Origin of the sequence: Clostridium paraputrificum (assembly GCF_900447045.1) — a bacterium.
Classification (GTDB): Bacteria; Bacillota; Clostridia; order Clostridiales; family Clostridiaceae; genus Clostridium; species Clostridium paraputrificum.
Genome location: NZ_UAWH01000015.1, coordinates 172368 through 187313, shown reverse-complemented (window position 1 = coordinate 187313; position 14946 = coordinate 172368). Strand labels below are relative to the sequence as shown.

Below are 14946 nucleotides of genomic sequence, written 5' to 3'. Positions count from 1 at the left end.
ACTATATTTCTTTCTTATATTCCGCTAAATATATTTTATCGTTTACTTCCACTCCAATTCCCTCTTCTATTTCTATATCCTTAAGCTTGAATATTTTCCCTGGATTCTTATAAGGATTATCATTTTCCATATAAGATACAATTTCATGTACCTGAGCTATCGCACCAATCTCTTCTTGAACATCCTCATTTGATATGATTTCATCCGTAAGTAAATAAGTAGTTTCCTTTATTTGAACTTCTGCCGGTGTAATATTAGTAAATTCACCCTTTATTTTATTGGTTGTATTACATCCTAGAAACAAAGTGAAGCCTAGTATTAGAATTAAGGATAGTTTCTTTAACCTCATAAATATTCACCTCCTAACTTTAGATTATCTATCCATATGACTTATACTCTTTCTAATCTGCTTTATTAATTTCCCCTCTTAATCATATCTATTTGGCTTTTTTCTTCACTAGGTACAAAACCAATGCTTGTATACAAATGAATTCCAGAAACATTACATTCATCAGCAGCAAGGAAGGCTCTAGCAGCATTATACTTCTTACCATATGCAAGAGCTTTAAGTATAAGCTTTCTACCTATTCCCATATTTTGAAACTTAGGAATAACTGCAACCTCTCTAATCCAAAGTATTGATCCTTTTTTGCTTTCATGTCCATATGTAGCAACACATATAAGACCTATTATTTCATTACTAATATCTCTCTCAATTATTATTCCATTGTTTCTTGTTCCTGAATTACTCCCAGAGTCCTCAGTATTACTAATCCATTCCTTCATCCATTTAGATGTTTGACCAGTAAAACCCCTACTTTGATTTTTGCACATCATAGTTACTTTTGAAGCTTCTTCACACTCTTCTATGGTTAAAAATTCAAAATCATCTGAAGGCTCTATTTCATTAAGACTATAATTAAAGTAGTCATGCCAAGCATTTCTAATTATTAGCCCTCCCTCCTCTAGCTTTGAAACCCATTCATGAGGTATAAAAGTTACTAAAAACTCTTTCTTATGTTTTAAACGATCTATTAGATACTCTACTGAATTTGTTGCCCAGTGATATTCATTTACTTTACCTTCATAATTAAATCCATATATTAAAATTATATTGTCATTTTCCACCTTAACTTCATAATTACATATATCCTTATAATCTATATAATTCATAGAAGAAAATTTAAATTTACTAAATTTTGATTGTATTCTATTAAAGGTTTCCTCTTTCACTACAATCCCCCCTACACCTTATTAACATTTTTAATTCAAATTAATTTATGTTCATAGACTAGTAGCATATTTTCATATTTTATCACTTAACCTTTACTCATTAGCTTCTCTATAGGTTTTAGTTTTAAAATTTGTGTAGTGCTGTCTTAAGTTTTCATTAAATAAATTGTTAGTCGCCTCTGTCTCAGAATAAGGAACTCTAAAGGGTAGAATATAATGTTCATAATTAAATATATTTCCACCAAAACAAACATCTTCTTTTAAATCCAATTTATAAAAAACATATCCACGTTGTTTAGTTGAACCAAAAGGATAATTTACACTTCCAGTAATTGTCCAACTTTCAAGTAGGTTACCAAACCAATCATTTGATGTAAATAATTCATTTTTTAGTTTAGGTATTAAAGCTATTTTTTCTATCCCTTTTTCCTCATATAACAACCTTCCACTTATTAATTTTAATACTTCGCTACAGCTTATAGAAAAATTATCTCTCCAATAAGCTTTACCATCTTTCCAATTAAAATATTGAACAGAATACATGCTACTATCCTCTAATTCAATATAGATACTAGTAGCTTCTAAATTATAACCAAAATTCAATATCTCACTTGAAAAATCAACATATATCGGATTCTTTAGTAGTATAATTTCATCATCTGATATGTCCTTAATAATATCCTTTGGAAATCCCTTTTCAATAAGTACTTCCCTCATTCCTTGAGTAGTTAAAGTTTTTAATTCAGTTTCCTCAAGTTCAATGTGATAAAAGGTTGCACAACAAATAGAAATTATTAATACACAAACTAATCCATATCCAATGATTATCTTTTTACTAATTGTTTTTTCTGCTTCTTCCATTGGTTCAAATGGTAATTCCTCAAATTCCTCTGCCAATTTTCCTAAGGAATAGATTGTGTAAAAATAAAATATCATTAATGGAACAAAAACCCACAAAAGACTTCCAATCCCTATTAATACACTGATAATCATTAAAATTTTCCAAATTCCTAATGCTAAAAGAGGATCTCTTTTAAGTTTTATATTCCCTTTTTCCGCTAAAAGCTTCAAACCATGCCTAAATATAAAAATGAAGCATAATTCAAAAGTAGTTAAAACAGATAAAATTATATACATATTATCAAATTTTGTGTTTAGTGGTGTACATATATATATTAGGTTTGCTATATGAAGCAATACATTTATTATAGAAAAAATCCATCCAGCATTAAGCCATTCATTCTCCTTATGCAAAGATCTAAAACCAAGGTATAAAAGAGCCACACCAATAACAGGCAAAATATACTGCAGCCAAAAGAAATTAAATTTAATTACTGTAAAAGCAAAGCCTATAGATATACAGTTTATAGGTGTACGCCAATTATTATCATTATTCATTATCCCTACCCCTTAATTTATTAAAGTCCTAATAATTTAATTGTCACAAGAATTACAGTTGTTCCATTTCCAATTAAATTCACTAAAAAGTGTGCTGTCATTGGAATGTATACATTCTTTGTTTTTATATAAGATATAGTAAGTGGAACAGCAATAATTATAGTTTCTAAAATTCCTAGCCATGATAGTGAATGCTCTAAGGCATACAAAATCATTCCCACAGATGATGTGAAAATCAGAATTCCTTTTGTATCAAATTTTATAATTGCTTTTCTATAAAATACTTCCTCTGCTATAGGAGGAAATATAATTGTTGATATAGCAAAGAGTATTAACTGAAACAGATTGTTTCTTGTAAGCCCAATCATTCCATCATCAACATTAGGAAAAATCCCTTTTAATGAAGAACTAAGAGGAAAAGCTGCAACCATCCCCACTGCCGTTATTACTACTGAAAGCCAAAATGTTTTCCCCTTTTTAAGATTCTCCTTTAATTCACTGAAACTAAAATCACCAGACTTATAAAAATAAATTATTATACCTAAATAGAAAATAAAATTTGTATAAATAAAATATTTTTCAGAACAAACTAAGCAGCTTATTATAAATAATATCTGCCATAAAATTGGAAAACCAAGTTTTTTAAAATACATATTTCTCCTCACTTTAATTAACTATTTAGGTAAATTATAACACAAAGATGTTAACAATATTCTATATAATAATATATAATTCCTATTGATTATTAAAAGTTTTTTCATTATAATTGTTGTATATCAAACAGTTGTATATGCTACAATTTGGAAAGAAGGTTTTTTTGTGAAAGATAGCAAGATTGGAATTGAACTTAGGGGCTTAAACAACATGATTAAAAGGTATATAGATAAACATCTAAATAAAAAAGTTGTGGATCAAATAACAGGTACTAATGGTTGGATTATAACTTATTTATCTCACAATTTAGATAGAGATGTATTTCAAAAAGACCTAGAAGAAGAATTTGGTGTTACTCGTTCTACTGCTTCTAAGGTTATAAACTTAATGGTTCAAAAAGGACTTGTAGAAAGACATTCTGTTCCTTATGATGCTAGATTAAAAAAGTTGGTATTAACTCCTAAGGCTAGTAAAATATCAGAGCTTATCAATGAAGATAAGGAAACAATAGAAAAACTTTTAACTAAGGGATTTTCAGATGAAGAACTAGAAACTCTACAATCTTATATTGAAAGAATGAAAAACAACCTTCAATAAAAGTCGATAATTACGACTTTTTTATTTGTAGATAATGTTGGATATCAAACATTGTTTCCATTAGAAACTATATGCAACAACTAATTAATACAGGAGGTAATCATATGATAAAAAAGTTAGCACAAAGCATTAGAGAATTTAAAAAAGATTCTATTTTATCTGCAATTTTTATGTGCTTTGAAGTAACTATGGAAGTTGTAATCCCTATCCTTATGGCTAATCTAATTGATTATGGAATAGACAAAGGAAATATGCCATTTATTCTAAAGATGGGTATAGCATTACTTATTTCTGCAGCTATTTCATTATTTTTCGGGATAATGTCTGGTCAAAAGGCTGCCATTGCTTCAGCTGGATTTGCAAAGAACCTTAGAAAGGATATGTACTATAAAGTACAGGATTATTCCTTCTCAAATATCGATAAATTCTCTACTGCAAGCATTGTAACAAGACTTACAACAGATGTAACTAATGTCCAAAATTCATATCAAATGATAATACGTATGGCAGTTAGAGCACCAATAATGCTCATTTTTTCACTTTTCGCTGCATTTACTATCGATGTGAAGTTGTCACTAATATTCTTAGTAACTGTACCAGTTTTAGGTGTAGGATTATGGTTTGTTATGACAAGGGTTCATCCTATTTTTAAAAGGGTTTTTAAAACTTACGATAAGTTAAACAGTATTGTACAAGAAAATCTACATGGAATAAGAGTTGTCAAATCTTTTGTACGTGAAGATTTTGAAATCGATAAATTTAAAGATGTATCTAATGAAATTTATAAAGATTTCTCTAAGGCAGAAAAAACAGTATCTTATAATGCTCCACTTATGCAACTTTGTATGTATGCTACTACCATATTTATTTCATGGTTTGGAGCAAGAGCTATTGTAGCTTCAGGTGGTGATGCTAATTTAGGTTTAAGTACTGGTGAACTTATGAGCTTATTAAGCTATGCTGCTCAAATTCTTTCAAGCCTTATGATGCTTTCAATGGTTATAGTTATGATTACAATATCAAGGGCATCTGCAGAAAGAATTGTAGAAGTATTAGATGAAGAGATAGATTTAAAGAACCCAACTTCACCTGTTATGACAGTAAATAATGGTGATATAGAATTTAAAAACGTTAATTTCTCTTATTCAAAAAATGCAGACAAGCTTTGCTTAAATAATATAAACATTAAGATAAATTCTGGTGATACAGTTGGTATTTTAGGTGGGACAGGTTCCTCTAAATCTTCTCTAATTCAACTTATACCAAGACTTTATGATGTAACTGGGGGCTCAGTTAAGGTTGGTGGAATTGATGTTAGAGATTATGATATTGAAACACTTAGAAATGAAGTTGCAGTTGTACTTCAAAAAAATGTGTTGTTTTCTGGGACTATTAAAGAAAATCTACGTTGGGGTAATGAAAATGCTACAGATGAAGAGCTTATTCATGCTTGTAAATTAGCAGAAGCTCATTCATTTATTGAAACATTCCCTAAAGGATATGATACTTATATTGAACAAGGTGGTACTAATGTGTCTGGTGGGCAAAAACAACGTCTATGTATTGCACGTGCTCTGTTAAAGAAACCTCAAATATTAATTTTAGATGACTCTACTTCTGCTGTTGATACTAAGACAGATGCTTTAATTAGAAAAGCCTTTAAAGAAGAAATACCAAATACTACTAAGGTTATAATTGCTCAAAGAGTTTCTTCTATACAAGATGCAGATAAAATTATTGTAATGGATGATGGTAATGTTACTGCAATTGGTACACATGAGGAACTATTAAAAACAAGTGAAATTTACAAAGAAGTTTATGAATCACAAATGAAGGGAGGAAGTGACAATGAGTAAAAAAGGAAATCCTGTTGATATAGCTAAAAAAGCAGACTCAAAAACACTGAAAAGACTTCTCTCCTATATAAGTCAATATAGAATACAATTTATTTTTGTTTTAGTTAGTATATTACTAAGCGCTGTAGCAAGTGTTGTATCTACTTTATTCCTAAAGACACTTATAGATGACTATATCACTCCCCTTTTACTTGAAGCTATCCCTGACTTTTCTGGGCTAGCTAGATTAATTCTTATAATGGCTGGAATTTATTTAATAGGTGTTATTGCTACCCTATTTTATAACAGAGTTATGGTTGTTATTGCACAGGGAGTACTTAAAGAAATAAGGGATGAAATGTTTGAGAAAATGCAGAAACTTCCTATAAGGTATTTTGATACTCACTCTCATGGTGATATTATGAGTCACTACACAAATGATACTGACACCTTAAGACAAATGCTTACACAATCTATTCCTCAGCTATTCTCCTCTGTGGTAACTATTGTAGCTGTATTTGTTTCAATGCTTACTTTAAGCCTTTGGTTAACTATATTTGTTGTCCTATTTACCTTTATTATTCTTAAGGTTGTTGGAAATATTACTAGTAAATCTAGTAAATACTTTGTAAGCCAACAAAAATCCCTTGGTAATGTTAATGGTTATATTGAAGAAATGATAAATGGTCAAAAAGTTGTCAAGGTATTTTGCCATGAAGATAAAGCAAAAGAACTGTTTAACCAAAAGAATGAAGAGCTATGTAAAAATGCTACTGAAGCTAACAGATTTGCAAATATGCTTGGACCTTTAATGAATAATATGGGATATATTCTTTATGTTTCTATGGCTATTGTTGGAGGTGGGCTTGCTATTCTAGGTGTTACTAATGTAAGTCTAAGTGGAGTTGGAACTTTAACCTTAGGTATGATTGCTTCCTTCTTACAACTTTCAAGAAGCTTTATTATGCCTCTTAGCCAAGTTTCTCAGCAATTAAGTTCAATAGTAATGGCTATTGCAGGTGCTGGAAGAATATTCAACCTAATAGATGAAAAGCATGAAGAAGATAGAGGATACGTTACTTTAGTAAATGTAAATAAGATAAATGGTGAGATTATAGAAACTAAGGAGCATAGTCATCATTGGGCTTGGAAACATCCTCATAGTGATGGAACTATTACTTATACAGAGCTTAAAGGCGAAGTTAGATTCTTTGATGTAGACTTTGGGTATAATGAAGAAAAGATAGTTCTTCACAATATATCCCTATATGCAGAACCTGGGCAAAAAATAGCCTTTGTTGGTGCAACAGGTGCTGGTAAGACAACAATAACTAATCTAATTAATAGATTTTATGATATTGCTGACGGTAAGATTAGATATGATGGCATTAATATAAATAAGATTAAGAAGAATGACTTAAGAAGATCATTAGGTATCGTTCTTCAAGACGTTAACCTATTTACAGGAACAGTTATGGAAAATATTCGTTATGGTAGACTTGATGCTTCTGATGAGGAATGTATACAAGCTGCTAAATTAGCTAATGCAGATGGATTTATAAGAATGTTACCTAATGGATATAATACTATCATCTCTGGAGATGGAAGTGATTTATCTCAAGGCCAAAGACAACTTATTTCAATTGCGCGTGCTGCTGTTGCTGATCCACCTGTTATGATTCTAGATGAAGCTACTTCTTCTATTGATACTCATACAGAGTCTATAGTTCAAAGTGGAATGGATTCACTTATGGAAGGAAGAACTGTTTTTGTTATTGCTCACAGACTTTCAACTGTTAAGAATTCAGATGTTATTATGGTTCTTGAAAAAGGTAGAATTATTGAACGTGGTAGTCATGAATCTTTAATTAAAGAAAAAGGAAAATATTATCAACTTTATACTGGAGCTTTTGAATTAGAATAAAAACTGGCTTATGCCAGTTTTTCTGCTTAAAAATTATTAGAATCAGCTTAGTATAAGCTATTTACAAGTAATATTATTAATTTTATAATGAAAGAAAAACATATGGGGGATATTTATGAGAAAAGCTACTTTTTACCTATGGAAATTAGAGTATCTTAAGGGAGAAAAGCTGCCAAAGGATGCTGACTCTGAAACTTTAAAGGCTAATGATGTTTTATATGATGAATTATTTAATTCATATATTAAAATAGATGACACTAATTTAGATATAGAAGATATTAATTTATATTTAAAATCTAAGAATGCCTATAATATAAATATGATAAAGAATTGTTTTATTACTATAACAGTAATTCTTAGTATTCTATGCTTTATAATTCTAATGGGGCTTTACTAAACTTATTAAAAAAGGGATTTAGCAAAAAAAGTAAGCTAAATCCCTTTTAATAAATAACAGAACTATCCATCTTGTACCAATCCTAATGGTTATTGAATATGATTACATAATTTCTTATTTTATATATTTTTCAATCTTACATTGCTCTTGAACTTCTTTTCCTAAAATTGTAATTGCTTGCTTTGGACAATTACTAAAGCAACGGTAACACATTGTACACTTGTCTTTCCCCCTAGCTTTATCATTATCTATTTCAATATTGTTCATTGGACATACTGCAGCACATTTACCACAGCCAACACATCTTTCACTTTTTATTTTAAACTTATCTGTATAACTCCTAGTCTTATTATAAAACCATAATCTCTGACCAAATAATCCAACTATATGATATATAAAACCTAATCCTTCCCTTAAAGGCTCTCCAGTTTTAAATTTATTAGCACATTCTTTTATCTTTTCTTCAGTCTTTTTTACTATAGCTTTATTTTCTTCTAAGGACTTTTTCAATACCTTTTCATCACCAATACAATCAGGCATCCTTAAATGTATCCCACCTAGTATATTGGCTCCATATTTTTTTAATAAACGGGCTGAACATCCTGCTCCATCACCACTAAATAATCCCATGGTTGATATAATAAAAATATTTTTCCCATTAAACTCTTTCTGGTTTATTTCTATAAAATCTCTAACTATCTTGGGCAAATTACTAAAATATATTGGATACGCAAATGCAATATCTTTATTTTGTCTAATAATTTTTATTACATTCGGATCTTCAATAGAAAAACTCTTCTCTTCCCCCTGGTACTCACTTAAAAATTTTTCAAGACAGTATCTTGTATTTCCTGTTCCACTAAAATATACCCCTATCATTATTATTCACCTACCAATACATAAAAAAAGAAATAAACATATAAATATATAAATATGTACATGTATAATTATACCATATTTTTTTTCTTATACCTGCTTAAAAGTATTTTTATTGATTTAAATCCTAAATATTTTACTTTTATATCCTTAATATATTCTATATTTTAAAATTATTTTTGAAATATTAAAAAGCTATGGAAAGATTAAACTTTCCGTAGCTTTTATAATTCCTTTATGATTTTAGCTGGATTCCCACCAATTACGACATTGTCGCCAAAACTCTTAGTAACTACAGCACCAGCAGCAACTACAACATTATTTCCTAACGTAACTCCTGGAACTATCGTTGCGCTACCTCCTATCCAACAGTTGTCTCCTATTGTTACAGGCTTCCCAAACTCTTTTCCACCAATTCTTTCCTTAGCATTTAGAGGATGAGTTGCTGTATATATTCCAACCTGTGGAGCTACAAAGCAATTATCTCCAATTCTTATTTCACAAACATCTAAGAATACACAATTATAATTTGCATAAAAATTCTCTCCTACATGTATATTACATCCATAATCGCAATTAAAATTAGGTTCAATATAAATATTTTCACCTGTTGATCCAAATAATTTTTTTAATAGTTCATTTCTTTTTTCCTTGTCTCTAATAGAAGTTTTGTTATACTCCTCTGTTAGTATTCTTGCATTAAATCTTAAGTCTTTTAATTCTTCATCAGCAGGATTATAAATTTCCCCTTCAATCATTTTTTCTCTTTCTGTCATAGTTCTTATCTCCTTTTATCTAAAGTTTAATATTATATCAACCTAAAAAGATACTCTCTATATTATTTTCAAACCATCTACATAATTCTGTAGACCAATGAGCATAGTGAAATAGTGCATCTTTATTGTTATTATTAGAATTGAAATAATTCTTATAATAATCACTTACACCAAGTTGGTAAAAATAAAGATAAGGCATCATTTTTATATCATAGTCACTTAAATCACTTACCTCTAAGTATTCGTTAACATATTCTTTAAGATTCTTTATATCTATTTCTCCATTTATGCATTTAGGATCTGCATAAGAATATGACCTTATTAACTCATAACAAGCTGGATGAATACAAGCAGAAGTAAAATCTATTACTCCATTAATCTTATTATCCTTACATATGATTTGACTTATAAAATAATCACCGTGAGTATTTTTATAGGTAAACTTATCCATATCTAAATCTACATTTTTCAACTTATCCAAAAGCTTTATTCTATAAGATAAATCCTCAATTGCAACTACTTCATTTCTTTCCTTGGCTATTTTTAAAGATTTTTTATAGGATTCTAAAGCAGATTTAGGATTCACCACCATGAAAAATCCCTTAGAAATGCCTTTATCTAAAGAATGCAAATCCATTAATCCATTATGAATTTCACCAAGTATTTTAGCACTCTCCTTCATAAACCACTTTGGAGCAGTATTTACTTTTAATATATCTCCTTCTATAAAGCTTTGAAGATGAAAGGTATGTCCATTATATTTTCCTACATAAAACCCATCACAAGTTACATAAAACTTTGATACAGGTATTCCTATTAAGGACAATTCATTATTAACGAGGGGTTCTATGTCTGGATGATTCATAAAATCCATTTCTATATCTTTTAATATATATTCACCATTATTTGTTATGACATGAAAACACTCAGAAGAAGCACCTGATTTTAAAGGAATAATCTCTTCAATATCAAGTGATTTAATATTATAAAATATGTGTAAAATCCGCTTTACCTCATTTATATTCCATGGTTTCTTAACCATTTCCCCCACCTCTAAACCTTTTCTTTTATATTAATAAAATCTGTACTCTCCCTCTTTAGCTATAACAAAAGTATAATTCCTATAGTTATCTATTCTATCAATAGGAACATTTTCTTCATTTATCCAATATATGTTTCCATCTTTAATTTCCATGGTTGCCCCAAAAATTATAGAATCACAATCTTCTGATTCAGGAGTAAGATTTAATTTAACTAATTTATTAAACTTAATTTCTAAATTTCTTGGATTTTCTTGCCTTTGAAAAACTACCTTTAAAATTCTCTTATCATTAATTGAGTTCATACTTAAATCTTCATTAACATATGCCCCACTTTCATAACTTATCTCATTTATACAACTATCATGAAAATAATTATATTTCTCCATTAATTTTTCTATATCCTTATTGTTCTTTATTGAAAGATACTTCCTATTAATCATAATCTTCCTCTAAAACTAAATTATAATTTAATTTTACACCATAACTCATATTATAACAATTTAATATTATCCATTTTTATTATTACATGGTAAAATATAACTATATATAAAGGGTAAATTCATGAGAACTTTAGTATATGGTTTAATTGCTTTCTTTTTGTCTCTTTTCTTCTTAATTTCTTTTCCTTCATTTTATGAAGATATTTTGATAATAGTTGTAATATGTATTTGTACTACTATGGCTTGCTTGCACAGCTGCAATAGTAAATGCAATAAACAACTTAAAAGAGGACAATAATAACAAAAAAGATAATTAAAAATACTCTGCAATTATTTGCAGAGTATTTCTTTTATTATTTATTCATTGAAGAAAGATTGTTGCCTTCTTCTCCATCAGGCTTAGTTCTTAAATATTCTTCACCTTTTCTTGAATGAGCTATGATAACTCCTTCAATTTCTCCATTTTTAGCTCTTTCTACTCCTACTTCTTTTGAAATAGTTTCACCATTGCTTAAAACATAATCTGAAATTTCGCCGCTTTTTTTTACTGTTTCAACTATTCTATTTGCCATATATATCACCTCAAGAATAGCATTTGCAATTTCACAAAAAATATTTCTTAATTTTTAACTTATAAAGATTTATTTTCTACTTCCTCATTTATCCTTAAAATTAATTCATCTAAATTGACTATTCCCTCATCACCATTTTTTCTACTACGAAGGGATATCTTATTTAAGCTTTCTTCCTTTTCACCTATTATAATCATGTATGGTACTCTTTCATTTCTTGCTTCCCTTATTTTATAACCTATCTTTTCATCTCTACCATCCAACTCAACTCTTATTCCAGCTTCATTTAATGCATCCCTTACTTTATTTGAATATTCTTCAAACTTATTTGATATAGGTAATACTTTAACTTGAACTGGAGCAAGCCAAGTTGGGAACTTTCCTGCAAAATGCTCAATTAAAATTCCTATAAATCTTTCAATACTTCCAAAAATAACTCTATGAATTACAATAGGTCTATGCTTTTCTCCATCTTGACCTATATAATCTAAACTAAATCTTTGTGGAAGCTGGAAATCTAGCTGTATTGTTCCACATTGCCATGTTCTTCCTAGACTATCTTCTAAATGGAAGTCAATTTTAGGACCATAAAAAGCCCCATCACCTTCGTTTATTATATAGTCTAGATTTAGCTCTTCTAATGCTCCCTTTAATGAATTTTCTGCTAAATTCCATTCTTCATCACTACCCATAGAATCCTCTGGTCTTGTAGATAACTCAACCTTATAGCTAAAACCAAATTTAGAGTATACTTGGTCTATAAGCTTTACTACTCCCTTGATTTCAGACTTTATTTGATTAGGTAACATAAATATATGAGCATCATCCTGTGTAAATGCTCTTACTCTCATAAGACCATGTAATGCTCCTGAAAGTTCATGTCTGTGAACTCTTCCAAGCTCACCAACCCTAATTGGAAAATCTCTATAAGAATGTGCTTTAGATTTGTAAATTAACATTCCACCTGGACAATTCATTGGCTTAAGTGCAAATTCTTCTTCATCTATCATTGAAGTATACATATTTTCTTTGTAATGATACCAATGTCCTGAAGTTTCCCATAACTGCTTATTTAACATAATAGGTGTTTCAACTTCAACATATCCTGCCAATCTGTGAAGCTCTCTCCAAAACTCTATAAGAGTATTTTTTAAAACTACACCCTTTGGAAGGAAAAAAGGGAAGCCTGGTCCTTCTGGAACAAAAGTAAACAACTTCAATTCCTTACCTAGTTTTCTATGATCTCTTTTTTTAGCTTCTTCAATATTAGCTAAATGTTTATCTAATAATTCTTTATTTTTAAATGCTACTCCATAAATTCTTTGAAGCATTTTATTCTTTTCATTTCCCCTCCAATATGCACCATTAACACTTGTTAACTTATAAGCTTTTACATATTTAGTTGAAGGTATGTGTGGCCCTCTACAAAGGTCTACATATTCTCCTTGTCTATAAAGAGATATTTTTTCTCCTTGAGGTAAGTCATTAATAAGTTCTATTTTATAAGATTCATTGTTTGCCTCCATAATCTTAAGAGCTTCTTCTCTTGAAACCTCAAACCTTTCAAATTGTAAATTTTCATTAATTATATTATTCATTTCATTTTCTATCTTTTGTAAATCTTCAATAATTAAAGGCTCATCAATATCAAAATCATAGTAAAAACCATTTTCTATTGATGGACCTATTGCTAGTTTTGCATCCTTATACAACCTCTTTACTGCTTGTGCCATTATATGGGAGGTAGAATGTCTAATAACCTCAATTGATTTATCATTATCAGCTGTTAAAATATTTACCTCATCATTGTCTTTTAGCATATAATTTAAATCTACTAAGGTCTTATTTACTTCACCTACAATTGCCTTTTGGGCAAGATTCCTATTAATGCTTTTTGCTAGGTCTAAAATAGTTAAGTTTTCTTCTATTTCTCTTATAGACCCATCATTTAACTTTACTTTAATACTCATTTTTCTACCTCCTCTTAAATTTAATATAAAAAAAGCACTCATCCCTACTTGGGACGAATGCTAATTATCCGTGGTTCCACCCAAATTGAATTAAAAAATTCAATTCTTCTCTTACGTTTTATCGATCTTCACCGATGACATTTCGCTTTTAATAAGTTACTGAATCATAGCTCCTGGGTAGTTTTTCTTATAGTCATATTTAAAAATGCTTACAGCCAATGACATTTTCTCTCTTAAAATTGTATTCTATAATACTTTTCCCTATCATAGCCTATACTATTTTGTTTGCTTTGTATTATATTCCATTGATAATATTTTGTCAATACTGTCTAATTCATCTTGCTTAATAAAGAATTTAACTTTTCTATAGTTATATCTGATTCTATCCTATTTATAATAAATTTTACTCCCTTAGCTTCACTTTTTAATAAACTCTCGATGATAATATTAAAACTACTCATATCTAAATCTATAGAAATACCATTAGTATGTCCTAATTTCTTTGAATAAGTACTACTTTCATTCTTGTTTATAAAAAATCTTACAGAGCCTCCTTCTATTGCAGGAACAAATTTATTAAATATTATATCATTAAAAGTTGTTCCTTCCTTTGGTACTACCCACAACTTTGTATTACAATACTTAATGCTATTTAGTATATTCATAACAAGATACTCTTTTCTTTCTAGTATAGGATCTTGTCCATTTTTTATTAAACATTGATTTACCAAATCATACAAACTACATGCTAAATATTCTCTTCCTTCGTCTACAATAATCTTCCCAATCCCTGAAAACATAGCTCTATAAGACTCTAACGAAAGTTCTTCAAATGGTATTTTTTTAATTAAATATTCACCCTTAAGCTTTAAATTATAATAATCAGCATATTCCTTAGCTATCTTCTCTTCAGAAAAAAGCCACATTGTAGGTATATTTTCATGGATACCGTATCTTATATCACCTCTGCCGCTTTCTATGAACTCTTCACTAGAATCCTTACTAACTAAAGTATATATTTCATTAGAATCTATTAATAGTCTAATTATTTCATCACATTTATCAAGATATTCCTTCGGATTATTTCTTATATCATTTAAACTTCTTATTTTTTCTTGCACCTTCCCTATACTCATTAGTGCTCCCCCTGTTCATCTTTATTGCTTCTTCCTTAGTATACCTAATTTTTATAATATTTGTCTATAAATATAATATCTATAACTTTAAATAC

Annotated in this window: 15 protein-coding genes and 1 other annotated feature; of the genes, 4 read left to right on the top strand and 11 right to left on the bottom strand. The window is 29.2% G+C overall.

The window, feature by feature from the left end; translation table 11 throughout:
- Position 1: 1 nt before the first annotated feature.
- From DR024_RS12405 to DR024_RS12390, 4 genes are all read right to left on the bottom strand, one after another.
- A complete protein-coding gene (locus DR024_RS12405; RefSeq protein WP_027098437.1) occupies positions 2–349 on the bottom strand; it encodes a hypothetical protein in 348 nt (115 codons plus the stop codon).
- A 65-nt stretch (positions 350–414) separates the two neighbouring features.
- The gene (locus DR024_RS12400; protein ID WP_027098436.1) at positions 415–1233 is read right to left on the bottom strand and encodes a GNAT family N-acetyltransferase; all 819 of its coding nucleotides are present in this window, start codon (positions 1231–1233) and stop codon (positions 415–417) included.
- Positions 1234–1326: 93 nt separating this feature from the next.
- Positions 1327–2631, bottom strand: a complete 1305-nt coding sequence (locus DR024_RS18050) for a TgpA N-terminal domain-containing protein (RefSeq protein WP_242829716.1) — start codon at positions 2629–2631, stop codon at positions 1327–1329.
- A gap of 20 nt (positions 2632–2651) precedes the next feature.
- Positions 2652–3284 (bottom strand): CPBP family intramembrane glutamic endopeptidase, encoded by a 633-nt coding sequence (locus tag DR024_RS12390; RefSeq protein ID WP_111918910.1) that lies wholly within the window; start codon positions 3282–3284, stop codon positions 2652–2654.
- 166 nt (positions 3285–3450) lie between these two features.
- On the opposite strand from DR024_RS12390, the gene DR024_RS12385 reads away from it, so the two are divergent.
- The 4 genes from DR024_RS12385 (at position 3451) to DR024_RS12370 (ending at position 8038) form a co-directional block, all read left to right on the top strand.
- A complete protein-coding gene (locus DR024_RS12385; RefSeq protein ID WP_027098433.1) occupies positions 3451–3882 on the top strand; it encodes a MarR family winged helix-turn-helix transcriptional regulator in 432 nt (143 codons plus the stop codon).
- A gap of 104 nt (positions 3883–3986) precedes the next feature.
- Entirely contained in the window at positions 3987–5738 is a 1752-nt protein-coding gene (locus DR024_RS12380) for an ABC transporter ATP-binding protein (protein ID WP_027098432.1), read from the top strand.
- Positions 5731–7641, top strand: a complete 1911-nt coding sequence (locus DR024_RS12375; protein ID WP_027098431.1) for an ABC transporter ATP-binding protein — start codon at positions 5731–5733, stop codon at positions 7639–7641. The genes DR024_RS12380 and DR024_RS12375 overlap by 8 nt, the downstream gene beginning before the upstream one ends.
- A gap of 115 nt (positions 7642–7756) precedes the next feature.
- Complete coding sequence (locus tag DR024_RS12370) at positions 7757–8038, top strand: hypothetical protein (protein WP_027098430.1); 282 nt, start codon at positions 7757–7759, stop codon at positions 8036–8038.
- Positions 8039–8152: 114 nt separating this feature from the next.
- On the opposite strand, the gene DR024_RS12365 is transcribed toward DR024_RS12370, so the two are convergent.
- The 7 genes from DR024_RS12365 to DR024_RS12335 all read right to left on the bottom strand — a co-directional run bounded on the left by DR024_RS12365 (position 8153) and on the right by DR024_RS12335 (position 14851).
- Positions 8153–8917, bottom strand: coding sequence for an EFR1 family ferrodoxin (locus DR024_RS12365; protein ID WP_027098429.1), 765 nt, complete (start codon positions 8915–8917; stop codon positions 8153–8155).
- A 221-nt stretch (positions 8918–9138) separates the two neighbouring features.
- On the bottom strand, positions 9139–9690 hold the full coding sequence (locus DR024_RS12360) for a sugar O-acetyltransferase (protein ID WP_027098428.1): 552 nt from the start codon (positions 9688–9690) through the stop codon (positions 9139–9141).
- A 37-nt stretch (positions 9691–9727) separates the two neighbouring features.
- On the bottom strand, positions 9728–10732 hold the full coding sequence (locus DR024_RS12355) for a phosphotransferase (RefSeq protein ID WP_027098427.1): 1005 nt from the start codon (positions 10730–10732) through the stop codon (positions 9728–9730).
- Between the two features lie 30 nt (positions 10733–10762).
- A complete protein-coding gene (locus tag DR024_RS12350; protein ID WP_099313369.1) occupies positions 10763–11173 on the bottom strand; it encodes a hypothetical protein in 411 nt (136 codons plus the stop codon).
- Positions 11174–11526: 353 nt separating this feature from the next.
- A complete protein-coding gene (locus DR024_RS12345; protein ID WP_027098425.1) occupies positions 11527–11745 on the bottom strand; it encodes a DUF3892 domain-containing protein in 219 nt (72 codons plus the stop codon).
- A gap of 59 nt (positions 11746–11804) precedes the next feature.
- Positions 11805–13715, bottom strand: coding sequence for a threonine--tRNA ligase (gene thrS, locus DR024_RS12340; RefSeq protein WP_111918908.1), 1911 nt, complete (start codon positions 13713–13715; stop codon positions 11805–11807).
- 46 nt (positions 13716–13761) lie between these two features.
- Positions 13762–13992, bottom strand: a binding site (T-box leader).
- 52 nt (positions 13993–14044) lie between these two features.
- On the bottom strand, positions 14045–14851 hold the full coding sequence (locus tag DR024_RS12335) for a hypothetical protein (RefSeq protein ID WP_051195972.1): 807 nt from the start codon (positions 14849–14851) through the stop codon (positions 14045–14047).
- Between the last annotated feature and the right edge of the window lie 95 nt (positions 14852–14946).